This window comes from Kitasatospora sp. MAA4, assembly GCF_029893355.1.
In the GTDB taxonomy this organism is placed as follows: domain Bacteria; phylum Actinomycetota; class Actinomycetes; order Streptomycetales; family Streptomycetaceae; genus Kitasatospora.
Window position 1 is genome coordinate 42,422 of the sequence record NZ_JARZAI010000038.1, and the last position, 21,790, is coordinate 64,211.

At 71.4% G+C, this 21,790-nt stretch carries 25 protein-coding genes; 16 read left to right on the plus strand and 9 right to left on the minus strand.

Annotation, left to right across the window (positions count from 1 at the left end; all coding sequences use genetic code 11):
* Window positions 1-129 precede the first annotated feature (129 nt).
* The 6 genes from P3T37_RS33470 (at window position 130) to hemB (ending at window position 6,824) form a co-directional block, all read left to right on the plus strand.
* On the plus strand, window positions 130-786 hold the full coding sequence (locus tag P3T37_RS33470; RefSeq protein WP_280727702.1) for a 3'-5' exonuclease: 657 nt from the start codon (window positions 130-132) through the stop codon (window positions 784-786).
* A 161-nt stretch (window positions 787-947) separates the two neighbouring features.
* Window positions 948-1,781 carry a redox-sensing transcriptional repressor Rex gene (locus tag P3T37_RS33475; RefSeq protein WP_280727703.1) on the plus strand — a complete coding sequence of 278 codons (834 nt, stop codon included), beginning with the start codon at window positions 948-950 and terminating at the stop codon, window positions 1,779-1,781.
* Window positions 1,778-3,124 carry a glutamyl-tRNA reductase gene (locus tag P3T37_RS33480; protein ID WP_280727704.1) on the plus strand — a complete coding sequence of 449 codons (1,347 nt, stop codon included), beginning with the start codon at window positions 1,778-1,780 and terminating at the stop codon, window positions 3,122-3,124. Before P3T37_RS33475 ends, P3T37_RS33480 begins: the two co-directional genes overlap by 4 nt.
* 74 nt (window positions 3,125-3,198) lie before the next feature.
* On the plus strand, window positions 3,199-4,170 hold the full coding sequence (gene hemC / locus P3T37_RS33485) for a hydroxymethylbilane synthase (protein WP_280727705.1): 972 nt from the start codon (window positions 3,199-3,201) through the stop codon (window positions 4,168-4,170).
* Window positions 4,170-5,831, plus strand: coding sequence for a bifunctional uroporphyrinogen-III C-methyltransferase/uroporphyrinogen-III synthase (locus P3T37_RS33490; protein WP_280727706.1), 1,662 nt, complete (start codon window positions 4,170-4,172; stop codon window positions 5,829-5,831). Before hemC ends, P3T37_RS33490 begins: the two co-directional genes overlap by 1 nt.
* Before the next feature lie 15 nt (window positions 5,832-5,846).
* Window positions 5,847-6,824, plus strand: a complete 978-nt coding sequence (hemB, locus tag P3T37_RS33495) for a porphobilinogen synthase (protein ID WP_280727707.1) — start codon at window positions 5,847-5,849, stop codon at window positions 6,822-6,824.
* 64 nt (window positions 6,825-6,888) lie between these two features.
* Here the strand turns inward: hemB and P3T37_RS33500 are convergent, their stop codons facing one another.
* From P3T37_RS33500 to P3T37_RS33510, 3 genes are all read right to left on the minus strand, one after another.
* Window positions 6,889-7,164: a hypothetical protein gene (locus tag P3T37_RS33500; protein ID WP_280727708.1), complete on the minus strand. Its 276-nt coding sequence runs from the start codon at window positions 7,162-7,164 to the stop codon at window positions 6,889-6,891.
* Window positions 7,165-7,318: 154 nt separating this feature from the next.
* Entirely contained in the window at window positions 7,319-7,657 is a 339-nt protein-coding gene (locus P3T37_RS33505) for a rodlet layer protein (protein ID WP_280727709.1), read from the minus strand.
* A gap of 139 nt (window positions 7,658-7,796) precedes the next feature.
* Window positions 7,797-8,135, minus strand: a complete 339-nt coding sequence (locus tag P3T37_RS33510) for a rodlet layer protein (protein WP_280727710.1) — start codon at window positions 8,133-8,135, stop codon at window positions 7,797-7,799.
* A 390-nt stretch (window positions 8,136-8,525) separates the two neighbouring features.
* On the opposite strand from P3T37_RS33510, the gene P3T37_RS33515 reads away from it, so the two are divergent.
* Window positions 8,526-9,185: a hypothetical protein gene (locus P3T37_RS33515; protein ID WP_280727711.1), complete on the plus strand. Its 660-nt coding sequence runs from the start codon at window positions 8,526-8,528 to the stop codon at window positions 9,183-9,185.
* Window positions 9,186-9,254: 69 nt separating this feature from the next.
* Here P3T37_RS33515 and P3T37_RS33520 read toward each other — a convergent pair whose 3' ends face one another.
* The 3 genes from P3T37_RS33520 to P3T37_RS33530 form a co-directional block, all read right to left on the minus strand.
* A complete protein-coding gene (locus P3T37_RS33520; RefSeq protein ID WP_280727712.1) occupies window positions 9,255-9,626 on the minus strand; it encodes a hypothetical protein in 372 nt (123 codons plus the stop codon).
* 85 nt (window positions 9,627-9,711) lie between these two features.
* Window positions 9,712-9,981 carry a chaplin gene (locus tag P3T37_RS33525; RefSeq protein WP_280727713.1) on the minus strand — a complete coding sequence of 90 codons (270 nt, stop codon included), beginning with the start codon at window positions 9,979-9,981 and terminating at the stop codon, window positions 9,712-9,714.
* Between the two features lie 95 nt (window positions 9,982-10,076).
* Window positions 10,077-10,319 (minus strand): chaplin, encoded by a 243-nt coding sequence (locus P3T37_RS33530; protein ID WP_280727714.1) that lies wholly within the window; start codon window positions 10,317-10,319, stop codon window positions 10,077-10,079.
* A gap of 355 nt (window positions 10,320-10,674) precedes the next feature.
* On the opposite strand from P3T37_RS33530, the gene P3T37_RS33535 reads away from it, so the two are divergent.
* On the plus strand, window positions 10,675-10,914 hold the full coding sequence (locus P3T37_RS33535) for a chaplin (RefSeq protein ID WP_035800701.1): 240 nt from the start codon (window positions 10,675-10,677) through the stop codon (window positions 10,912-10,914).
* Window positions 10,915-11,110: 196 nt separating this feature from the next.
* A complete protein-coding gene (locus tag P3T37_RS33540) occupies window positions 11,111-12,745 on the plus strand; it encodes an RICIN domain-containing protein (RefSeq protein ID WP_280727715.1) in 1,635 nt (544 codons plus the stop codon).
* Window positions 12,746-12,820: 75 nt separating this feature from the next.
* On the opposite strand, the gene P3T37_RS33545 is transcribed toward P3T37_RS33540, so the two are convergent.
* Both P3T37_RS33545 and P3T37_RS33550 read right to left on the minus strand, forming a co-directional pair.
* Window positions 12,821-13,558 carry a VOC family protein gene (locus tag P3T37_RS33545; protein ID WP_280727716.1) on the minus strand — a complete coding sequence of 246 codons (738 nt, stop codon included), beginning with the start codon at window positions 13,556-13,558 and terminating at the stop codon, window positions 12,821-12,823.
* A 55-nt stretch (window positions 13,559-13,613) separates the two neighbouring features.
* Complete coding sequence (locus P3T37_RS33550) at window positions 13,614-14,096, minus strand: hypothetical protein (protein WP_083975168.1); 483 nt, start codon at window positions 14,094-14,096, stop codon at window positions 13,614-13,616.
* A gap of 327 nt (window positions 14,097-14,423) precedes the next feature.
* On the opposite strand from P3T37_RS33550, the gene hemL reads away from it, so the two are divergent.
* The 7 genes from hemL (at window position 14,424) to P3T37_RS33585 (ending at window position 21,399) form a co-directional block, all read left to right on the plus strand.
* The gene (hemL, locus tag P3T37_RS33555; RefSeq protein WP_280727717.1) at window positions 14,424-15,752 is read left to right on the plus strand and encodes a glutamate-1-semialdehyde 2,1-aminomutase; all 1,329 of its coding nucleotides are present in this window, start codon (window positions 14,424-14,426) and stop codon (window positions 15,750-15,752) included.
* Window positions 15,753-15,763: 11 nt separating this feature from the next.
* On the plus strand, window positions 15,764-16,447 hold the full coding sequence (locus P3T37_RS33560) for a histidine phosphatase family protein (protein ID WP_280727718.1): 684 nt from the start codon (window positions 15,764-15,766) through the stop codon (window positions 16,445-16,447).
* Between the two features lie 91 nt (window positions 16,448-16,538).
* Window positions 16,539-17,171: a TlpA disulfide reductase family protein gene (locus P3T37_RS33565; RefSeq protein ID WP_280727719.1), complete on the plus strand. Its 633-nt coding sequence runs from the start codon at window positions 16,539-16,541 to the stop codon at window positions 17,169-17,171.
* Entirely contained in the window at window positions 17,168-17,947 is a 780-nt protein-coding gene (locus P3T37_RS33570; RefSeq protein WP_280727720.1) for a cytochrome c biogenesis protein CcdA, read from the plus strand. Before P3T37_RS33565 ends, P3T37_RS33570 begins: the two co-directional genes overlap by 4 nt.
* Window positions 17,948-17,949: 2 nt before the next feature.
* Entirely contained in the window at window positions 17,950-19,662 is a 1,713-nt protein-coding gene (locus P3T37_RS33575) for a cytochrome c biogenesis protein ResB (protein ID WP_348533305.1), read from the plus strand.
* Between the two features lie 3 nt (window positions 19,663-19,665).
* On the plus strand, window positions 19,666-20,820 hold the full coding sequence (gene ccsB, locus P3T37_RS33580) for a c-type cytochrome biogenesis protein CcsB (RefSeq protein WP_280727721.1): 1,155 nt from the start codon (window positions 19,666-19,668) through the stop codon (window positions 20,818-20,820).
* 174 nt (window positions 20,821-20,994) lie between these two features.
* Complete coding sequence (locus P3T37_RS33585) at window positions 20,995-21,399, plus strand: hypothetical protein (protein ID WP_280727722.1); 405 nt, start codon at window positions 20,995-20,997, stop codon at window positions 21,397-21,399.
* A 40-nt stretch (window positions 21,400-21,439) separates the two neighbouring features.
* Here the strand turns inward: P3T37_RS33585 and P3T37_RS33590 are convergent, their stop codons facing one another.
* The gene (locus P3T37_RS33590) at window positions 21,440-21,634 is read right to left on the minus strand and encodes an acyl-CoA carboxylase subunit epsilon (RefSeq protein ID WP_280727723.1); all 195 of its coding nucleotides are present in this window, start codon (window positions 21,632-21,634) and stop codon (window positions 21,440-21,442) included.
* Window positions 21,635-21,790: the final 156 nt, after the last annotated feature.

Consider the following 21,790-nt stretch of genomic DNA (forward strand, 5'->3'; position numbering starts at 1 on the left):
GAATGGCGGGTGGTCTAGGCCAAATCGTTGCCGGAACGACTCGATAACGACTGAGAAACCGCCTGCCGCTCTGCCTACGATCGACCTCGTTCCGTACCACTGGGGGGTCGAACTCAGAGGAGGGCAGCCGTGGTTCCCGGGCGTGCCCTCTCGCCGGCGGCCGGCGGTTTCGCGGTCGTGGACATCGAGGCCAGCGGTAGCAGCCCGTGGCGCCACCGGGTGGTGGAGGTCGGCGTGGTGCTGCTGGACCGCGCGCTGCGGGTCGAAGCGGAGTTCGTCACACTCGTCGACCCGAACGGCCCGGTCGGCCCCACCCACGTGCACCGGATAACCCAGGACGACGTGGTCGGCGCCCCGCGGTTTCGCGAGATCGCACCGTTTCTGCTCGAACTGCTGGCCGGACGCGTCCTGGTGGGCCACCATGTCAGCTGTGACCGGGCCTTCCTGGAGCGCGAGTTCGCTCGGATCGGGGTGTCGCTGCCGCCGGTCCCGCTGCTCTGCACCATGCGCCTGGCCCGCCGTCACCTCCCCGAGGCCGGCGGCTTCGGTCTCGGCGCCTGTGTGGCGGCCGCCGGACTCGGCGCTTTCGCCGCGCACTCCGCGCTCGCCGACGCCCGGGCCGCCGCGGCCCTGCTGCGGCACTGCACGCAGGTACCGTCCGATCCGCCGGTGGAGTGGGTCGAGCCGCTACGTGAGGCGTCGGCGCTGCCCTGGCCGCGCCTGGGCCCCTCACGCCGGGGTCGGGGTCGTGCGCAGGTCCGCCGGCGGGTGGGGTACGAAGCGTGATGCGCGTCACTGTGGCGGGACAAAACGGACACCATCTTTGTGCACACGTTCACAAACGCATAGCCTGGCAGCCAAAGCCCAGCTTCACCCACAGGAGCACCGTGGCAATCGGCCGATCCACCCCGAAGTCCTCGCCCCCCAGCCCTGCCGACGGAGGCTCCATGCGCCGCACCCCTGTGGGACGTCAGACGCGCGCCCGCGGTATCCCCGAGGCGACCGTGGCCCGACTCCCGCTCTACCTGCGCGCGCTGACCGCGCTCTCCGAGCGCTCGGTCCCCACCGTCTCCTCGGAGGAACTGGCCGCCGCCGCCGGCGTCAACTCGGCCAAGCTCCGCAAGGACTTCTCCTACCTGGGTTCCTACGGAACCCGGGGCGTGGGCTACGACGTCGAGTACCTCGTGTACCAGATCTCCCGTGAGCTGGGCCTCACCCAGGACTGGCCCGTCGTGATCGTCGGGATCGGAAACCTCGGCCACGCCCTCGCCAACTACGGCGGCTTCGCCTCCCGCGGCTTCCGGGTGGCGGCCCTGCTGGACGCTGACCCGACCGTGGTCGGCAGCAGCGCGGCCGGCCTGCCGGTGCGGCACATGGACGAGCTGGAAGCCATCGTGGAGAGCCAGCACGTCTCCATCGGTGTGATCACCACCCCGCCGGGCGCGGCCCAGCAGGTCTGCGACCGGCTGGTCGAGGCGGGCGTCACCAGCATCCTGAACTTCGCGCCGACCGTGCTGACCGTCCCGGACGGCGTGGACGTGCGCAAGGTGGACCTGTCGATAGAGCTCCAGATCCTGGCCTTCCACGAGCAGCGCAAGGCCGGCGAGGAGCCCGACCAGGGCCGCAGCGGCGAGGAGTCCGTGCTGGACCGCGCCCCCGGCCCGGTCCGCGCCGCCGCCGCCAAGCTGCGCCGCGCGGCCGGCGCCGCCAAGGACATCAAGGACATCAAGGCGGAGAAGGTCGAGAACGACTCCGAGCGGCCCGCGGTGATGCCCGCATGAGCATGCTCGTCGTCGGTCTCAGCCACCGCACCGCCCCCGTCGGCGTCCTGGAGCGCGCAGCGCTCACCGGTGACGTCCCCACCCGCCTGCTGCACGACGCGGCCGCCACGGCCACTGTCTCCGAGGCGGCCCTGCTCAACACCTGCAACCGGATCGAGCTGTACGCGGACGTGGACAAGTTCCACGCCGGCGTCGCCGAACTGTCGCTGCTGCTCGCCCACCACAGCGGGGTGGACCTGGAGGAGCTGACCGCCCACCTCTACGTCCACTACGAGGACCGCGCTGTCCACCACCTCTTCTCGGTGGCCTGCGGCCTGGACTCGATGGTGGTCGGCGAGGGCCAGATCCTCGGCCAGCTGCGCGACGCGCTGGCGCGCGCGCAGGAGGAGCACACCGCGGGCCGCGGCCTGAACGAGCTCTTCCAGCAGGCCCTGCGGGTCGGCAAGCGCGCCCACAGCGAGACCGGGATCGACCGGGCCGGCCAGTCGCTGGTCACCTTCGGCCTGGACCAGATCGCCGCCGGAGCCGGCCCGATCGCGGGCAAGCGGGCGCTGGTGGTCGGCGCGGGCTCGATGAGCTCGCTGGCCGCCGCCACGCTCTCCCGGGCCGGCGTCAGCGACCTGCTGATCGCCAACCGGACCCCCGAGCGCGCCGAGCGCCTGGCCGCGAGCCTGGGCGCGCGCACCGTCGAGTTCGCCAAGGTGCCGCAGGCGCTGGCCGACGTGGACGTGGTGATCTCCTGCACCGGCTCGGCCGGCGCGGTGATCGCCGCGGCCGACGTCGCCGCCGCGGTCGCCTCCCGCGCCGAGCGCAGCCCGCTGGCCTTCCTCGACCTGGCGATGCCGCGCGACGTGGACCACGAGGTCCACCAGCTGACCGGCGCGCTGCTGGTCGACCTGGAGTCGCTCTCGCAGGTCGACGCCGCGATGCCGGGCGCCGGTGACGTGGACGCGGTCACCAAGATCGTCGCCGACGAGGTGGCGGCCTTCGGAGCCGCGCAGCGCGCGGCCCGGATCGCCCCCACCGTGGTCGCGCTGCGCGCGATGGCCTCCGAGGTGGTCGGCGCCGAGCTGGCCCGCCTCGACGCGCGGCTGCCCGGACTGGACGAACGCTCCCGCGCCGAGATGGCGCAGACCGTCCGCCGGGTCGTCGACAAGCTGCTGCACGCGCCGACGGTGCGGGTCAAGCAGCTGGCCGCCGAACCGGGCGGCGCCTCCTACGCGGACGCGCTGCGCGAACTCTTCGACCTCGACCCGGCCGCCGTGCACGCGGTGTCCGGAACGCCGGTCGTACCGCAGGCGCAACCCGCCGGCGGTAGTCTCGCGGGCGGAGCGGCCCGATGAACCACCATATCGACCACCAGCACGACCGGGATGATCACGTGATGAATGGTCAGCTGAGTACCCTACAGGGCCAGTTGGACGCCGAAATACCGTTGCGGCTGGGCACCCGGCGCAGTGCGCTGGCGATGGCCCAGTCGGGCATGGTCGCCCGGGAGGTCGCCCGGGTCACCGGCCGGCCCGTCGAGTTGGTGGAGATCACCACCTACGGCGACACCTCCCGCGAGCACCTCGCGCAGATCGGCGGCACCGGCGTCTTCGTCTCCGCCCTGCGCGACGCGCTCCTGGAGGGCCGGATCGACTTCGCGGTGCACTCGCTGAAGGACCTGCCCACCGCCGAGCCCGAGGGCCTGCTGCTGGCAGCCGTCCCCGAGCGCGAGGACGTCCGGGACGCCCTGGTCGCCCGCGAGGGCCTGGACCTGGGCGAACTGGTCGAGAAGTGCGTGGGCCGCCCGGCCCGGATAGGCACCGGCTCCCCGCGCCGGATGGCCCAGCTGAACGCCTGGGCCGCCGCCAACGGCGCGTCGATCGAGACCGTCGCGATCCGCGGCAACGTCGACACCCGGATCGGCTTCGTCCACTCCGGCGAGCTGGACGCCGTCGTGCTGGCCACGGCCGGTCTCAACCGGCTCGGCCGCGGCGCGGAGGTCACCCAGCACCTCGACCCCGAGTTGATGCTGCCGGCCCCCGGTCAGGGCGCCCTCGCCCTGGAGTGCCGGGCCGACGCCGTCGAACTGGCCGCCGCCCTCGGCGCGCTCGACCACGCACCCACCCGCGCCGCGGTCGTCGCGGAACGTGCCCTGCTGGCCGCTCTGGAGGCCGGCTGCTCCGCCCCCGTCGCCGCACTGGCGACCGTGAGCAGCAGATCCGAACTGCGGCTGGAGGGCGTCGTCGGCACGATCGACGGCGCCACCTTGCTGATGATGTCCACCACTGGCCCGCTCGTGCTCGACGAGACGGCCGAACGGCAGGCGGCGGCCCTCGGCCACGCCCTCGCCGCCCGGCTGCTCGACGGCGGAGCGGCCGGTCTGATGGGGGAGCGAGCCTGATGAGCCCCACCGCCACCGCCGATCGGTCCGGACGCTGCACCTTCCTCGGCGCGGGCCCGGGTGACCCCGGTCTGCTGACCCTGCGCGCGGTCGAGGTGCTGGCCTCGGCCGACATCCTGATCGCCGACCCGCTCACCGCCGCGGCCGTCCGCACGCACTGCCCCGAGGGCGTGCAGGTGCGCACCCCCGCCGGCCAGGACGGGGAGAGCGGCGCCACCGACATCGTCGGGTGGGGCGACGCCGCCTCGCTCGCCAAGCTGGTCGCCGACGCGGTCCAGGCCGGCAAGCACGTGGTGCGCACCGTCGACGGCGACCCGGGCCTGGACGGCCGCGCCGCCGAGGAGATGCTCTGCTGCGCCAAGGCCGGGCTGGCCTTCGAGGTGATCCCCGGGGTCGCCCAGTCGGTGGGCGTGCCCGCCTACGCCGGCGTCCCGCTGCGCGGCAGCAACGGCGCCGACGTGCGCTTCGTCGACGGCGCCGCGCTGGTCGCGGGCGCCCTGGTGGACCTCGGCGCGCCCGAGACCACCCTGGTCGTGCGCACCACGCTCGGCCAGCTGCCGGCCACCGCCGCCGCGCTGGTCACCCACGGCCGCAAGCCGGACGCCGCGCTCTGCGCCACGCTCTCCGGCACGACGACCCGTCAGCGCACCTTCACCGCCACCCTGGCGACGATAGCCGCCGAGCTGAAGGCGGCCCGGGTGCTGCCCTCGCCGGTCTCCGCACCGGTGGACCCGGCGACCTCGGTGATAGCCGTGGTCGGCGAGCAGGTCGCGCACCGCTCCTCGCACTCCTGGTTCGAGACCAAGCCGCTGTTCGGCTGGAACGTCCTGGTGCCGCGGACCAAGGAGCAGGCCACCGGCCTCTCCGAGCAGCTGCGCTCCTACGGCGCGGTGCCGCAGGAGGTGCCGACCATCGCGGTCGAGCCGCCGCGCACCCCGCAGCAGATGGAGCGGGCAATCAAGGGCCTGGTGACCGGCCGTTACGAGTGGATCGCCTTCACCTCGGTGAACGCGGTCCGCGCGGTGCGCGAGAAGTTCGAGGAGTACGGCCTGGACGCCCGCGCGTTCGCCGGGATCAAGGTCGCGGCGGTCGGCGAGACCACCGCGCAGGCGCTCGTCGACTTCGGCGTGAAGCCCGACCTGGTCCCGTCCGGCGAGCAGTCCGCGGCCGGCCTGCTGGAGGACTGGCCGCCGTACGACCCGGTCTTCGACCCGATCGACCGGGTGCTGCTGCCGCGCGCCGACATCGCCACCGAGACGCTGGTGGCAGGCTTGGTCGAACTCGGCTGGGAGGTGGACGACGTGACGGCGTACCGCACCGTGCGCGCCTCGCCGCCGCCGGCCGAGACCCGCGAGGCGATCAAGGGCGGCGGCTTCGACGCGGTGCTCTTCACCTCGTCCTCGACCGTGCGCAACCTGGTCGGCATCGCCGGCAAGCCGCACAACGTCACCATCATCGCCTGCATCGGTCCGGCCACCGCCAAGACCGCCGAGGAGCACGGCCTGCGCGTCGACGTGATGGCGCCCGCGCCGTCCGCCTCCGCGCTGGCCCAGGCCCTGGCGGACTTCGGAGCGGGACGCCGGGACGCCGCCACCTCGGCCGGCGAGCCGGTGTACCGCCCCAGCGAGCGCCGCCCCGGCTCCCGGCGCAAGGCGCGCTGACCTCTGGAGGAAGAGTTGTCCGCTTACCCGTCCGTCCGGCCCCGCCGGCTGCGCAACAGTCCCGCGATGCGGCGACTGGTGGCGCAGACCCGGCTGCACCCGGCCGAGCTGATCCTGCCGCTGTTCGTCCGTGAGGGCATCACCGAGCCGAAGCCGATCGACTCGATGCCGGGCGTGGTCCAGCACACCCGCGACACGCTGCGCAAGGCCGCGGTCGAGGCGGCCGAGGCCGGGCTCGGCGGGCTGATGCTCTTCGGCGTGCCCGCGGTGCAGGACGCGGTCGGCAGCGAGGGCACCAACCCGGACGGCATCCTGCAGCAGGCGATCCGCGACGTGGTCGGCGAGGTCGGCGACGCGCTCGTGGTGATGTCGGACCTGTGCCTGGACGAGTACACCGACCACGGCCACTGCGGCGTGCTGGCCGCGGACGGCAGCGTGGACAACGACGCCACGCTGGCCCGCTACGCCGAGATGGCCGTGGTGCAGGCCGACGCGGGCGTCCACCTGGTGGGCCCGTCCGGCATGATGGACGGCCAGATCGGCGTGATCCGGCGGGCACTGGACGCGGCGGGGCACCAGGAGACCGGCATCCTCGCCTACACGGCCAAGTACGCCTCGGCGTTCTACGGCCCGTTCCGCGAGGCGGTCGGCTCCTCGCTCAAGGGCGACCGCAAGACCTACCAGCAGGACCCGGCCAACACCCGCGAGTCGCTGCGCGAGCTGGAGCAGGACGTCGCCGAGGGCGCCGACCTGGTGATGGTCAAGCCGGCGATGGCCTACCTGGACATCCTGCGGCAGGTCGCCGACGCCTCGCCGGTGCCGGTGGCGACCTACCAGGTCTCCGGCGAGTACGCGATGGTCGAGGCCGCCGCGGCCAGGGGCTGGATCGACCGGGAGCGGATGATCATGGAGACGCTCACCTCGCTCCGCCGCGCCGGGGCCGAGCAGATCCTCACCTACTGGGCGGTCGAGGTCGCCCGGCAGCTGCACTGAGACCCGACTGGCATGACTGAGGGGGTGTCGGCGAACCACGCCGACACCCCCTCAGTCATGCCACTCAGCTGTGGTGGTGCCAGCCGTCGATCTGGACCTCGCCCGCGCCCTCGCCGCCGGTCGCGTCGTCGGTCGCCCACAGGCTGTGCTCACCCGCGGTGTGCACGTGGTGGGTACCCGCCCAGCCCTGGCCCCAGCCGGCCACGAACACCGGGTGAGCCGAGACCACGCCGCCACCGGCGCCGCCGGCCGTGACGTGGGCGTAGGCCGGGGCGGCGATTCCGGCGATCATCAGTGCGCCGGCCGCGACGGCCGCGGCCCTGCCGAGCATCCTCTGCATGAGGTTCGGTCCTCTCATCTGACAGGGCGTCCGGAACTGGACGCCGCTTCCATGAAGCGGGGCCGGGGAGAGTCTCCCCGGCCCCGCTGTACTGCTCCGTTGAGTCAGGTACCGCTCTGGAGGGTCAGGTGGTGCGCAGCTCGGGAGAGCTGGATCAGCCGATCAGGTGCGACAGCGCGCCGTCACCGTTGGACTGCGTGGCCTGGCCGACGTTGCAGGTCTGGTGCAGCTGCTGGTCGAGGACCGGGACGTCGACCTGAACGGGGATCAGGCCGACCTGGACGTGGTGGACCTCGGGCAGGCAGATGTTCGGGTTGTCCAGGGTGTGGAAGTTCGGGCTGTGGTCGCCCCAGGTGCCGGTGGTGTTGGTGCCACCCGCGCCCTGGACGGAGGCGGCGGAGCCGTCCGCGTCACCGATGGCGAGGGAGGGGGCGGCGGACATGGCGACGGCGGCAGCGGCCAGGCCGGCGACGGCGAAAACCTTCTTCAGCATGGGGAGCTCTCTTTCGAGGTAGCACGGTGAGGAGGGGCGGGTGGTGCGGGGCACCGCTGGCTGCGGTGGTACTGCGGGAACCGGGGCCCGGACGCAGTGCTGGGGGAGCGGCTGGTCCGGGCCCGGAGGCGGGACTCGATCAGCCGATCAGGTGCGAGGCGATGCCGTCACCGTTGGACTGGGTGGCCTGGCCGACGTTGCAGGTCTGGTGCAGCTGCTGGTCGCCGACCGGGATGTCCGCCTGGACCGGGATCAGGCCGACCTGGACGTGGTGGATCTCCGGGAGGCAGATGTTCGGGTTGTCCAGGAAGTGGAAGTTCGGGCTGTGGTCGCCCCAGGTGCCGGTGGTGTTGGTGCCACCGTTGCCCTGGATGGACGCGGCGGAGCCGTCCGCGTTGCCGATCGCCATCGCGGGGGTGACACCGGCTGCCAGAGCCGCGGCCACCAGGCCGACGGAGGCGAGGGTCTTCTTGATCATGATGATTCCTCTCGGGATTACTTCGTCCGCTGCCGCTGCGTCGGGCGTTACGGAATAGATCTGGTCTGTGGTCACCGTGGTCTGAACGGCGTATTCAGGAATGCGATCACGTCCGACAGATCTCGGGCTGCCGGCTGATCGGCTGACCGATCCGGCCGTTGTCGTGCGGTGACATCGATATCAAAGAATGGCGGGCCGGAAAGTTACGCGAGGCTCGTGGAGAAACTTTGCCGAGTCGCGTGGTCATCGGCGTGTCGATCGGACTAATACTCCGTTCGGAGTAAGGTTCGCCCACTCCCGGGGTTCCGGATCGTTGAGGCAGATTGGCCTCGCCTGTATTCGTCGGCGAGGCACTGTCCGGAAGCTCTCAAAAGATCGGGTTGGAACACGATGAACTTCTCCAAGCGGACCGGTGCGCTGCTGATGCTCGCCGTCGGCGCTTCGGCGGTCGCGGGCCAGGGAGTGGCCGCCGCCGCGGGGCCGCTCTCCCCGAGCCAGGTGGCGTCGCTCGAAAACGGTCTCGCCACCAAGACGGTGCCTTTCCGGGTGCCGCTGGAGACGGTGAGCGAGAAGGCGCCCCTGCTCCCGCTCGGCGGCGACATCACCGGTGCGGTGCCGGCGTCCCCGGTGCTGCCGCCGGTACCGGCCGAGCAGGACCGCCACCAGATGGTGCCGGACCGGGTGGTGCCCGCCCTGAACTTCAGCAAGGTCGGGCCCAGCCTGAACACCGCGCTGCCGCTGCCGGCCGTCGCGGACGGCGTGCGCCCCGGCGACCTGTCGCTGGACGCGCCGGCGGCGCCGCTCAAGGCCGTCGGCCCGGCGGTCGGCCTCGGCCACCCGCTCGGCTTCGCCGAGGGCCCGGACGGCTCGCTGCACGACGGCTCGCTCTCGGCGGGCGACCTGGACCCGCGGCTGATCCCGGCCGCGGTCTCCGCCGTCCCCGGTGCCAAGGCCTCGCTGGGCAGCGCGGACAAGCGGCTCTCGCTCACCGACACGGCGCGCGACCTGCTGATGACCACCGACGCGACGGCGGCCGAGTCCTTGGGCTGACCGCCCTCGGTAGGCAAGGCCCGGTGCGTCTGCTCGCACCGGGCCTTTGCCGTACGTGAGTTGGGCCGCTCAGCCCGGCAGGGCGGAGAGCAGCAGGCCGGCGCCCGGGATGTCCTTGGCCCCGCCGCCGTTGCTCAGCCCGCCGGTGAGGCCGGTGCTGCTGAGCGGCTTCATGCCGGGGTTGTCCGGCTTGACGGCGACGGCGTTGCTCAGCGGGTCGGCCCCCGACTGCGCGAACGGGTCGAGCCGCAGGTCCTTCGCCGGGGCGATCACGTACGGGAGCGCGCCCAGGGCCGGTCCGATCTGGGTCGGCTGGAGGTTGCTCGCGGGCGCGGGTGTCGCGGCGGCTGCTGCCGCCGTCCCGGCCTGGCCGAGCAGCAGCACGGCGCCCAGCGCGGCGAGCAGGCCGCTCGCGGTGGTCTTGGCGATCTTGGCGGTCAACGCGGGATTCCTTTCGTCGGGACACGGCGCTGCCCCCCGGACGGGGGAGTCCGAGGGGCAGCGCTCACGAGACGTCGTCCGCCGATCAGCAGTCGTCGTCGTCGTGGTGCATCGCCTCGGCGTTGATGCAGGTGTTGCCGAAGGCGGGGTTGAGCAGGCCGATCACGTCCACCGAGTTGCCGCAGAGGTTGACCGGGATGTGGATCGGGACCTGGGCGTTGTTGCCGGACAGCACACCGGGGGAGTTGGCGGCGACGCCCTCCGCGCCCGCGCTGGCGGCGGCCGCACCCGCGCCGCCGAGGATCAGGCCGACCGCGGCGGTCGACAGGATCGCGAGCTTCTTGGTCTTCTGCATGGAGATCTCCTAGTGGATCATCACGAGGTGGGGACGCCGCGCGCGCGGGGCGAACCGGGCGCGCGGCGGTGGCGCGGAGGGCGAACCGGCCGCTGTCAGCCGTTGTTCAGGCAGGTGTTGCCGAACGCCGGGTTCAGCACGCTGATGACGCCGATGCTGTTGCCGCAGACGTTGACCGGGACGTGCACCGGAACCTGGACGAGGTTGCCGGAGATCACGCCGGGAGAGCCGGCCGCGACACCCTGCGCGCCCGCGCTGGCGGCGGCGGCACCCGCGCCGCCGAGCACCAGGCCGGCCGCGGCGACGGAGAGGACGAGGGACTTCGAGAACTTGCGCATGAGAGTTAATCCTCCGTTGATTTCCAGGGACGGTATTTCCCGGGCACCGGGCGAAACCGGAAACCTGCCCGAAAGGTTTCGGGCAACCGCCGATTGTCACTCAGGCGGCGGATGGCCCGAATTCTGTGGGCCTTCCTGTACGCCCGGTGCGCCCGGCTGCGTGCGTGCGAGTGGAACAGCTTCCGGAAGGGAGAACGACCGCGGGCGCGACGGGAAACGGGTGGCGTCGCGCGGGGCCGGCCGACGCGTCCAGGTACGTACAAACGGGTGATGGTCGGCGTTCGGGCGCAACCTCGAAGCCGGGGGCGTCGTTGACGATCATGCACGCATCGTGCTCAGTAACAAGGAGACTCAAATGAGCGTCAAGAAGGCTGCCGTTGTCGGCGCCGCCGTGGTCGGCATCGTGGCCGCTGGTGCCGGGACCGCCCTCGCCAGCTCCGGTGCCGAGGGCGCCGCTGTCGGATCGCCGGGTGTGCTCTCCGGCAACCAGCTCCAGGTTCCGATCCACATCCCGGTCAACCTGTGCGGCAACAGTGTCGACGTGATCGGCCTGCTGAACCCGGCGTTCGGCAACACCTGCGTCAACCAGGGCTGATCCGCCCGCATCGGGCCGCCGTCCACCGCCTCTCCTCCTGAGGCGTTGGGCGGCGGCTCTTTTTTCTTCTCTCTTCCCCGCTGAACCTGAGGGATCCTCAACTTTCCCTGTCACGCGTCTTGTTGTGTTACTTGTCAGTACCTACGATGTGAACCCGCTCACAGTGAAACTCCGCCCCCCACCCTAGGAGTCCTACGTGATCAGGAAACGCATCTCAGGTCCCCCCACCGCCCTGCTCGCCGTCGCCGCCCTGGTCGCCGCCCTGGGACTGGCCGCCGGAGCCCCGCCGGTCCAGGCCGCCACCCGCGCCGACCTGCCCAGCGCGATCGTCTCGATGGGCGACAGCGCGATCTCCGGCGAAGGCGCCGGAACCGACACCAGCGACGGCTACTTCGCCGGCACCGACGGCCCGAAGAACTACTGCCACCGGCACCCGCAGTCCGAGATCTTCGACACCGGCCTCACCGGCGTCACGCCCGTCGACCTGGCCTGCTCGGGTGCGCAGACCGGCGACCTGACCAGCGACCCCACCCTGGCGAAGATCACCGGTGGCGGCAGCGGCGACTACGGCGAGCCCAAGCAGGACGTCCAACTCGCCCAGACCGCGGCCAAGTACAACGTCAAGATGGTCGTCGTCACGATCGGCGCCAACGACGACTTCGACTTCAGCGGCATCATGGAGAGCTGCCTCGGGCAGTACTTCCCGATCCCCAAGTCGCAGGGCTGCCGGGACACCATCGGCAGCGCGGCGATCACCCAGCGGGCGGCGGCCGTCATCCCGAAGGTCACCGCGGCGATCACCGACGTCCGCCAGACCATGCGCAACGCCGGGTACGCGGACGGCTCCTACCAGCTGGTCTACCAGTCGTACTTCACCCCGATCACCCCGGACATCCGCAGCAACGACTACGCGACCAAGATCAACCAGGGCTGCCCGGCCTACCCGGAGGACCTGGCCTGGGGCCACAACTGGGTGGTCCCGACCTTCGACGACGCGCTGCGCCAGGCGGCCGAGAACGTCCCGGGCGTACGGTTCCTGGACCAGCGCCGGGTCAGCTACGGCCACGAGGTCTGCGCCGAGTGGACCAGCTCGCCGTACGAGTACACCAACGGTGACGTCATCGACCTCTCCGAGAACACCCGCAACGGCTGCGACTTCTCGATCGGCATCCTCTCGCTCTGCGAGAACGAGATCCGGCAGTCATACCACCTGCGGGTGGCCGGCTACCAGGGTGAGGCGGCCTGCCTGGGCGCCTTCTACACCGGGGCCGCCCAGCAGGAGGCGTACTGCACGCTCAACCAGTCCGACGGCACCTCGCTGATGCCGCTGACCCCCGGTCAGCCCTTCAACGACGCCCCCGAGGACGGCGCCTGGTACCAACTCACCAGCGCCGCCAACGGCAAGGCCCTCGACCTCTCGGGCGGCGGGACCTACGGTGACAGCACCAACGGCCGCACCGCGATCAGCTACCCCGTCACCGGCGGACTCAACCAGTCCTTCGTCCTGGAGGCCAAGCCCGGCGGCAGCTACGAGATGGACTTCAGCGGCAACCGCGCCATGTGCCTGGACGCCACCGGCGCCGCCACCGCCCCCGGAACCGTCCTCGAGCAGTGGAGCTGCAACGGCGGCGCCAACCAGCACTGGGTGATCGAGCCCGCCGGCAACGGCCGGTACAAGCTCGCCGACTCGGCCGACACCACCGAGGTCGCCACCGTCAGCACCTCCGCCGACGCCCAGGGCAACCCGATCATCCAACTCGCCCCCGACACCGGCGCATCCACCCAACTCTGGCAGCTCACCAAGCTCGGCATCGTCTACCTGCACGGCTGACGATCCGACACCCACGGCGGCGGGCGCGGAAAGTCGGTACCCCCGACTTCCCACGCCCGCCGCACCGCCGCAAGGTCAGCGAGGGGTGAGCAGGCAGAACTCGTTGCCCTCCGGGTCGGCCAGCACCGTCCAGGAGATCGCGGACTGATCGATACCAGGGTCGGTGGCGCCCAGGGCGCGCAGTCGGGCTTCCTCCGCTGCCAGGTCGTCACCGGGGTAGGGCCGGACGTCCAGGTGGACCCGGTTCCACCCGCTCTTGGTGTCGGGGGTGCGGATGAACTCCAGGTAGGGGCCGACGCCTTGGGCGGAGCGCAGGGCCGCCTGGTCGTCCGTGGCCTCGTGCACCGTCCAGTCCGTCGCCTCGCCCCAGAACCGCGCCATCGCCCGCGGGTCGGTGCAGTCGACCACCACCGCGGCGACCGGCCCGGTGTCCCGGTAGATCGGGCGGGGTTCCAGGACGCAGAACTCGTTGCCCTCCGGGTCGGCCAGCACCGTCCAGGGAACGTCGCCCTGACCCACGTCGGCGAGCGTCGCACCGAGCTCCCTCAGGCGCCCGACCAACTCCGCCTGATGGGCGGCCGAGGTGGTGGCCAGATCGAGGTGCACCCGGTTCTTCACCGTCTTGGGTTCCGGCCGCGCGACGAGGTCGATGCAGACGGCCGCAGGGTCGGGGTAGGCGAAGCCCACGGGTTCGAGGTTGGTCACGCCGGGCCCCTCGCTGTCGACACCCCAACCGAGTGCCGCCGCCCAGAACCGGCCGAGCGCGGAGTCGTCCCGGGCCTTCATGTTGATCTGCACGAGTCTTGTTGCCATACCGCAGATCCTAGAAGCCGACTGACTCTCCCTCAGAAGCCCGCGACCGCCCGGCTCACGGCCAGACCAGGCAGTACAGCTGGTGCCCCGCGTCGTGCAGCCGGTTCGCGAAGTCCTGCCACTCGTGCAGCATCGAGTAGATGACGAACGCGTCGCGCGGGCCGCGGCGGTCGGGGACGGTGGACCAGATGAACGCGGCGGCGCCCAGTTCGGTCTCGTCGGCCTTGCGCAGGGGCTCCACGACGGTGTGCGGGAGCTGGACGACGGCGTAGTCGGGGTGCAGGACGACCAGTTCCAGGGGCGGGACCTGGTGCAGCGGGACGCCCTGGATGCCGGTGAGGACCATCGCGCTCATGGTCTCGGGTTTGATCTTGGTGGAGAGGTGGCCGTTGGGTGAGCCGCTGGTCTCCATCAGGTCGCCCAGGCGTCCGAGCGAGCCGAGCTCGCCGGCGTCCAGGCCCAGACCACCGGGGCCGAGCGCGGTCGGGACTCTCGCGGCGGTGGCGCGGTCGGGTGCGCCGAAGTACTTGTAGGTCACCCCCACCCGTCCTTCACCCCGCTTTCCCCTTCCTCTGGACCCGCCGGCCCGTGGGCCGGGATCCATATCCGCCGCCGTGGCCTCCTCGAAGCCGTCGTGCGCCTCGGACACTCTCGGACCATCCTCACCGGAATTCGCCGGAACCGACAGACCTTCGGGCCACCGGTGTCCCTCCGGAGGCCCCTGCACGGAGAACCGTGCTCTCCCCAGTGTGCGGGACGACGGGACAGCGGCCGCACACGGATCATCGTTCCAGATGATCGGCTCCGACATGCAGAGGTGAAGGACACGATTTGAGACCGGACCGGTTTGAGAGGATGTGGTCTCGTGAGCTACCCGTATGAAGCACCTCAGTCCCAGTCGCTCTTCGACCGCGCCTCGATCGTGACCCCCGGCGGGGTGAACTCCCCGGTGCGCGCCTTCCGTGCCGTGGGCGGCACCCCGCGCTTCATGGTGTCCGGCACCGGGCCCTACCTGACCGACGCCGACGGCCGCGAGTACGTCGACCTGGTCTGCTCCTGGGGACCGATGATCCTCGGCCACGCCCACCCGGCCGTGATCGAGGCCGTCCAGCAGGCTGTGACGCGCGGCACGTCCTTCGGCACGCCCGGGCAGGGCGAGGTCGAGCTGGCCGAGGAGATCGTCTCCCGGGTGGCTCCGGTGGAGCAGGTCCGGCTGGTCTCCTCCGGTACCGAGGCGACCATGTCGGCGATCCGGCTGGCCCGCGGCTTCACCGGCCGGGCCAAGATCGTCAAGTTCGCCGGCTGCTACCACGGCCATGTCGACGCGCTGCTGGCCGCGGCCGGTTCCGGCGTGGCGACCTTCGGCCTGCCCGACACGCCCGGCGTGACGGGAGCCCAGGCGGGCGACACCATCGTGCTGCCGTACAACGACCTGGCGGCGGTCGAGCAGGCCTTCGCGCGCCACGCCGGGGAGATCGCCTGTGTGATCACCGAGGCCTCGCCCGGCAACATGGGCGTGGTCCCGCCGGCCGCCGGCTTCAACGCGGGCCTGGCCCGGCTCTGCCGCGAGAACGGCGCGCTCTTCATCTCCGACGAGGTGATGACCGGCTTCCGCGTCTCCAGGGCCGGCTGGTACGGCCTGGAGGCCGCCCACGAGGGCTGGGCCCCCGACCTGCTCACCTTCGGCAAGGTGATGGGCGGCGGCTTCCCGGCGGCGGCCTTCGGCGGTCGCGCCGACGTGATGGCCTACCTGGCGCCGGCCGGCCCGGTCTACCAGGCGGGCACCCTGTCCGGGAACCCGATCGCCACCGCGGCCGGCCTCGCCCAGCTGCGCGGCTGCACCGACGAGGCGTACGCCACCGTCGACCGCGTCGCCGACACGATCTCCGGCCTGGTCGCCGACGCTCTGACGAAGGAGGGCGTGACCCACCGCCTGCAGAAGGCGGGCAACATGTTCTCGGTCTTCTTCACCGACGAGCAGGTCACGGACTACGACTCGGCGAAGCGTCAGGAGGCCTTCCGCTTCACGGGGTTCTTCCACAGCCTGCTCGCGGACGGCGTCTACCTGCCGCCCTCCGCCTTCGAGTCCTGGTTCGTCTCGGCGGCCCACGACGAGCGGGCGATCGAGAAGGTCGCCGCCGCCCTCCCCGCCGCAGCCCGCGCCGCGGCCCAGGCCCAGCCCACCCAGAACTGAGGACCGAACAGATGAGCGCCAAAGAGATCACCGTGGTGCACCTCATGCGGCACGGCGAGGTGCACAACCCCGAGGGCGTGCTCTACGGCCGGCTGCCGGACTACCACCTCTCCGAGCTCGGACGGCAGATGGCCGACCGGGTGGCCGAGCACCTGGCCGACCACGACATCACCCACGTGGTCGCCTCCCCGCTCGAGCGCGCGCAGGAGACCGCCGCGCCGATCGGCGCCTCGCACGGGCTGGCCGTGGCCAGCGACGACCGGCTGATCGAGGCGGAGAACGTCTTCCAGGGCAAGACCTTCGGCGTCGGCGACGGCTCGCTGCGCAACCCGCGCTACTGGCCGCACCTGGTCAACCCGTTCCGGCCGTCCTGGGGCGAGCCGTACGTCGAGCAGGCGGTACGGATGATGGGCGCGCTGGCCGCCGCCCGGGACGCCGCCCGCGGGCACGAGGCGGTCTGCGTCAGCCACCAGCTGCCGATCTGGACGGCCCGTTCGTTCGCCGAGCACCGCCGGCTCTGGCACGACCCGCGCAAGCGGCAGTGCTCGCTCGCCTCGCTGACCAGCTTCACCTACGAGGGGGACAAGCTGGTGTCGGTCGGCTACCGCGAGCCGGCCCGCGACCTGCTGCCGGCCCACCTGACCGGCAAGGGCTCCAAGGGCGACGTCCCGGTGGGCAAGAGCTTCGGAGCTTGATCCCGTCTTTACACCCGCAGCTCAGGGTGGGTCCGACCCGCAAGGGCGGACCCCCCTAAAGCCTCCCAAAGTCCCATGCGAAACTTTTCACATGTCTGGTACGTCGCTCCCCCAGCCTTCGGTCGGGCGGACCCCCTCCCGCCTCCGCCTCGCTGCGGCCCTGATCGCCTCGGCCGTCGCGCTCACGCTCGCCGGGTGCAGTTCGTCAGGCTCCGGCGGCGGTGACGCGCAGGCCGGATTCGTCACCGGCAACGGCGGTATCGACACCGCGCCGGTCGCCGACCGGCAGCCCGCGCCCGCCATCGCGGGCAAGACGCTGGAGGGGACCGCCGCCGCGCTCTCCGACTACCGCGGCAAGGTCGTCGTCCTGAACATCTGGGGCTCCTGGTGCTCGCCCTGCCGGGCCGAGGCCAAGGGCCTGGAGCAGGTCTACGAGAAGTACAAGGGCCAGGGCGTGCAGTTCCTCGGGATCAACACCCGGGACACCAGCATCACCAACGCCAAGCAGTTCGAGGACGTCAACGGGATCAGCTACCCGAGCCTGTACGACCCGGACGGCACCCAGATCCTCAAGTTCCCCAAGGGCAGCCTGAACCCGCAGTCCATCCCGACCACGATCGTGATCGACCGCGAGGGCCGGCTCGCCGCCCGCGCGATGAAGGCGCTGCCCGCCGAGGACCTGGAGTCGATGCTCACGCCGATCCTGGCGGAGCAGCACTCGTGAGTGCCGCACTACTCGCGCTGGGGGAGACCAACGGCACCGTCCTGAACGGCCCGCTGCTGCTCGCGACGCCGATCGCGGTGGCGGCCGGCCTGGTCTCCTTCTTCTCCCCGTGCGTGCTGCCGCTGGTCCCCGGCTACCTCTCGTACGTTACCGGCTTCTCCGCCGCCGACCTGGCCGACGCCCAGGGCGCCCGGCGCGGGCGGATGCTGGCCGGCTCGCTGCTCTTCATCCTCGGCTTCGCCGCCGTCTTCGTCTCCTTCGGCGCGCTGTTCGGCGAGTTCGGCCTGACCCTGCGGGAGCACCAGACCGCCATCAACCGGGTGATGGGCGTGGTGACGATCCTGATGGGCCTGGCCTTCATGGGCCTGCTGCCCGGGTTCGGGATGCGCGAGATCCGCTCGCACCGCCGTCCGGTGGTCGGGCTGGTCGGAGCACCGCTGCTCGGCGTGGTCTTCGGACTCGGCTGGGCCCCGTGCATCGGCCCGACCCTCACGTCCGTGCTCACCCTGTCGGCCAGTCAGGCAGGAGCGGGGCGCGGCGCCTTTCTGACGGCGGTGTACTGCTTCGGTCTGGGCGTACCGTTCGTCGTGGCCGCGCTGACCTTCCGGCGTGCCCTGGGCGCGTTCAGCTGGGTCAAGCGCCACTACCAGTGGGTCATGCGCCTCGGCGGCGGCATGCTGGTCGTGGTCGGCCTGCTCCTCGTGACCGGTGCCTGGAACGAGCTGGTCAACCAGCTCCAGTACCTCGCACCCAACGACTCCCCGATCGGAATCTGACCGTGAGTGACACCGACCTCAAGCCCCCGGCGGACGAGGAGTCCGCCGAGCGGATGAGCAGCGCCCCGGTCGAGGCGGACGCTCCGTCCGGCATAGGGGTGATCGGCTGGATGCGCTGGATGTGGCGCCAGTTGACCTCGATGCGGGTCGCGCTGATCCTGCTCTTCCTGCTGTCGCTCGCGGCCATCCCCGGCTCGCTGATCCCGCAGAACAGCCAGAACGCCTTCAAGGTGCAGACCTGGCAGGCCGCGCACAAGACGATCGCGCCGATCTACCAGAAGCTCCAGCTGTTCGACGTCTACAGCTCGGTCTGGTTCTCGGCGATCTACATCCTGCTCTTCGTCTCGCTGGCCGGCTGCATCATCCCGCGGACCTGGCAGTTCGTCGGCGTCATCCGGGCAGAGCCGCCGGGCGCGCCGCGCAACCTGACCCGGATGCCGGTGTACGCCGCCTGGCACACCGATGCCGACCCCGAGACCGTCAACGCGGCCGCCCACCGGCTGCTGCGCAAGCGCCGGTTCCGCGCGCACCTGAGCACCGGGACGGACGGCGCGGTCGCCGCCGAGAAGGGCTACCTGCGCGAGGTCGGCAACCTGCTCTTCCACCTCTCGCTCTTCGCCCTGCTGGCCGGGTTCGCCTGGGCCAGCCTGGCCAGCGGCCAGGGCGGCAAGCTGGTGGTCGAGGGTGACGGCTTCGCCAACACGATGACCCAGCTGGACGACTTCACCGGCTCCGCGTTCTACGGGCCCGAGGACCTCGACCCGTTCGGCTTCAAGCTCGACAACTTCACCGCCAGCTACCAGACCACCGGCGACCAGATGGGCAACGCACGCGAGTTCATCGCGCACATCCGGTACTGGGAGGGCGACGACAGCAGCAAGCTGAAGGCCGGCGACATCCAGGTCAACCACCCGCTGGACATCGGCGGCAGCAAGGTGTTCCTGATCGGCCACGGGTACGCCCCGGTGATCACCGTGCGGGACGCCACCGGCAAGGTGGTCTACCACGACACCGTCCCGTTCCTGCCGCAGGACAGCAACCTCACCTCGACCGGTGTGGTCAAGGTCGGCGACTACGGCGACAAGGACGGCAAGAAGGTCCAGCTCGGCTTCCAGGGCTTCTTCCTGCCGACCGCGCCGGCCAACTTCGGCCCGACCACCGGCCCGATCTCGCTGTTCCCGGGCGACGCGTCCCCGCTGCTGGTGCTGACCGCCTACGAGGGCGACCTGGGCACCGACGCCGGTCTGCCGCAGAACGTGTACCAGCTGGACCTCACCCACATGAGCCAGCTCCAGCAGGACGGCGGCCCGGCCAAGGCCAAGATGACGCCGGGCCAGGTCTGGCAGCTGCCGAACAACTACGGCACCATCTCGTTCGACTCCTACAAGCAGTGGGCGACCTTCAGCGTCTCGCACCGCCCGGGCAACTCCATCGCCCTGACCGGCGCGGTGCTCGCCGTGCTCGGCCTGATCGGCTCGCTCTTCGTGCAGCGCCGCCGGATCTGGGTGCGCGCCGTGGTCGGCCCGGACGGCCGGACGCTGGTGGAGCTGGCGGGCCTGGCCCGCAGCGAGTCCGCGCGGATCGCCGAGGAGCTGGCCGAACTGGCCGTCGACCTCCAGGACGACGCCCCGGCCCTGGACGAGCCCGACACGCCCGAGGTGTCTGACGCCTCACCAACCCCCACCCGCCCTGCCGACTCGGAATCCAAGGAGTAGACGGTGATCCTCGCCTCCGGGGTCAATCCCCATCTGGCTGAGCTCTCCAACAAGCTCATCTACTCGGCCATGGCTGTGTACCTGCTGGCCATGTTCGCCTACATGTTCGAGTGGACCTTCGGCAGCAAGGGCGCAGTGGCGGTCCGGTCCGCCGAGCAGGCCACGCTGGCCGAGACGGCCGCCGCGGCCACCCTGCCCGTCCAGGCGAAGGCGGCCAAGGCCGCCAAGTCGGTGACCGTCACGGTCGCCTCGCCCGGCGGCGGGACCACCACGCTGACCCGCACCGCGCTGGCCGGCGAAGGCGCCACCGTGGTCACCAGCGGCCGCGGCGACGGCGACGCGGTGGACGGTCCGGGCGCGGCGGGCAGCAGCGAGAAGGGCGACATGGCGGGCCGGATGGCCATCTCGCTGACCGTCCTCGGGTTCCTGATCAACGCGAGCGGCGTCATCACCCGCGGCCTGTCGGTGATGCGCTGGCCGTGGGGGAACATGTACGAGTTCTCCTGCGCCTTCGCCGTCTCCACGGTGGCCGCGTTCCTGATCCTGCTGCTGGCGAAGAAGCAGGTCCGCTGGCTCGGCCTGCCGGTGGTGCTGACCGCCCTGCTGACCCTGGGTCTGGCCACCACCGTGCTCTACACCGACTCCGAGCAGCTGGTCCCCGCCCTGCACTCGTACTGGCTGGGCATCCACGTCACCACCGCGATCATCTCCGGCGGCGCCCTGCACGCGGCCTTCGTGGTCACCGCCCTCTACCTGGGCAAGGACACCTACGACAAGCGGATCGCGGCCGGCAAGACCACCGGCCCGTTCAACACCGCCGCCTCCGTCTGGGACCGGCTGCCCGCCGCTGCGACGCTGGACAAGCTCTCCTACCGGATCAACGCGATGGTCTTCCCGCTGTGGACCTTCACCATCATCGCGGGCGCGATCTGGGCCGAGTCCGCCTGGGGCAAGTACTGGGAGTGGGACCCGAAGGAGACCTGGTCGTTCATCACCTGGGTCGCCTACGCCTGCTACCTGCACGCGCGCGCCACCGCCGGCTGGAAGGGCCGCAAGGCCGCCTACCTGGCCTGCCTGGCCTTCGCCTGCTTCGTCTTCAACTACTACGGCGTCAACATCTTCGTCACCGGCAAGCACTCCTACGCCGGCGTCGGCTAGCCGCAGCTCGGACTACCGGCAACGGTGCAGGCGCCCTCGGGCACCTGCACCGTTTCCGATGGTGAACAGTGGGGAGATCTCCGGATGGGACCGAACCAGGGCTGTGACAAGGTGGTACGTACCGGCACTGATGACTGGTGCCGCGTACGGGAGACTGCGGGGAGGCCGCACCAGATGGACGGCGAAGAGGTCATGCTGAAGGTCCGGATCACCGGCGGCGAGCGGGCGCTGCTGCGCCAGCTGGCGCAGGGTCACCGGAGCGACCTCTCCGAGGTGGTGGCCGACGGGCTGATCGACGTGCTGCCGACGCTGCACGGCACCGCGCGGGCCTACCGGCTGCTCGCCGCACTGGCCGAGCCGGCGCCCTGCGCGCTGATGGTCTGGCTGCCCGCCCCGCTGGCCGACCTGCTGGTGCCGGCCGCCGCCCAGGTGGCGCTGGCCACCGGCGTCCGGCTGGGATCGGGTTCGGCGATGCTCGGGGCGGCGCTGCGGCTCTGGCTGTCCCAGGACCCCGACCTGCTGGCCGGGAACCTCCGGATGATGCACGCGGGTCGACCGGTCGGCCTGGTAGCCGCCTGAGGGCCCGTCCGTTTCCGGCCGGGCCCTCAGGTCGTTCGTGCTACGCGGCCTGCTGCCAGCTGACGGGCGAGTAGTACGCCGGGCGGCGCTCCAGGCGCTGCCAGCGGGCGATCGGCTCCAGCGGTGCGGCGGCGGCCGCGGCGGCCTGCTGGGCGGCGGCTCGGGCCATCAGGACCGCGGTGAGGGCGGCGAGTTCCTCGTCGTTGAGGGTGCCGCGGGTGATGGTGATGTTCACGCTGATCCTTTCGCTCGGCTTTTCGGTCCTGGCAGGTGCTGTCGCGCAGTGCTACATGGGCGGGTTGCCGTGCTTGCGGGAGGGCAGGTCGGCGTGCTTGGTGCGGAGCATGGCGAGGGCCGCGGCCAGGACGGAGCGGGTCTCGGCGGGGTCGAT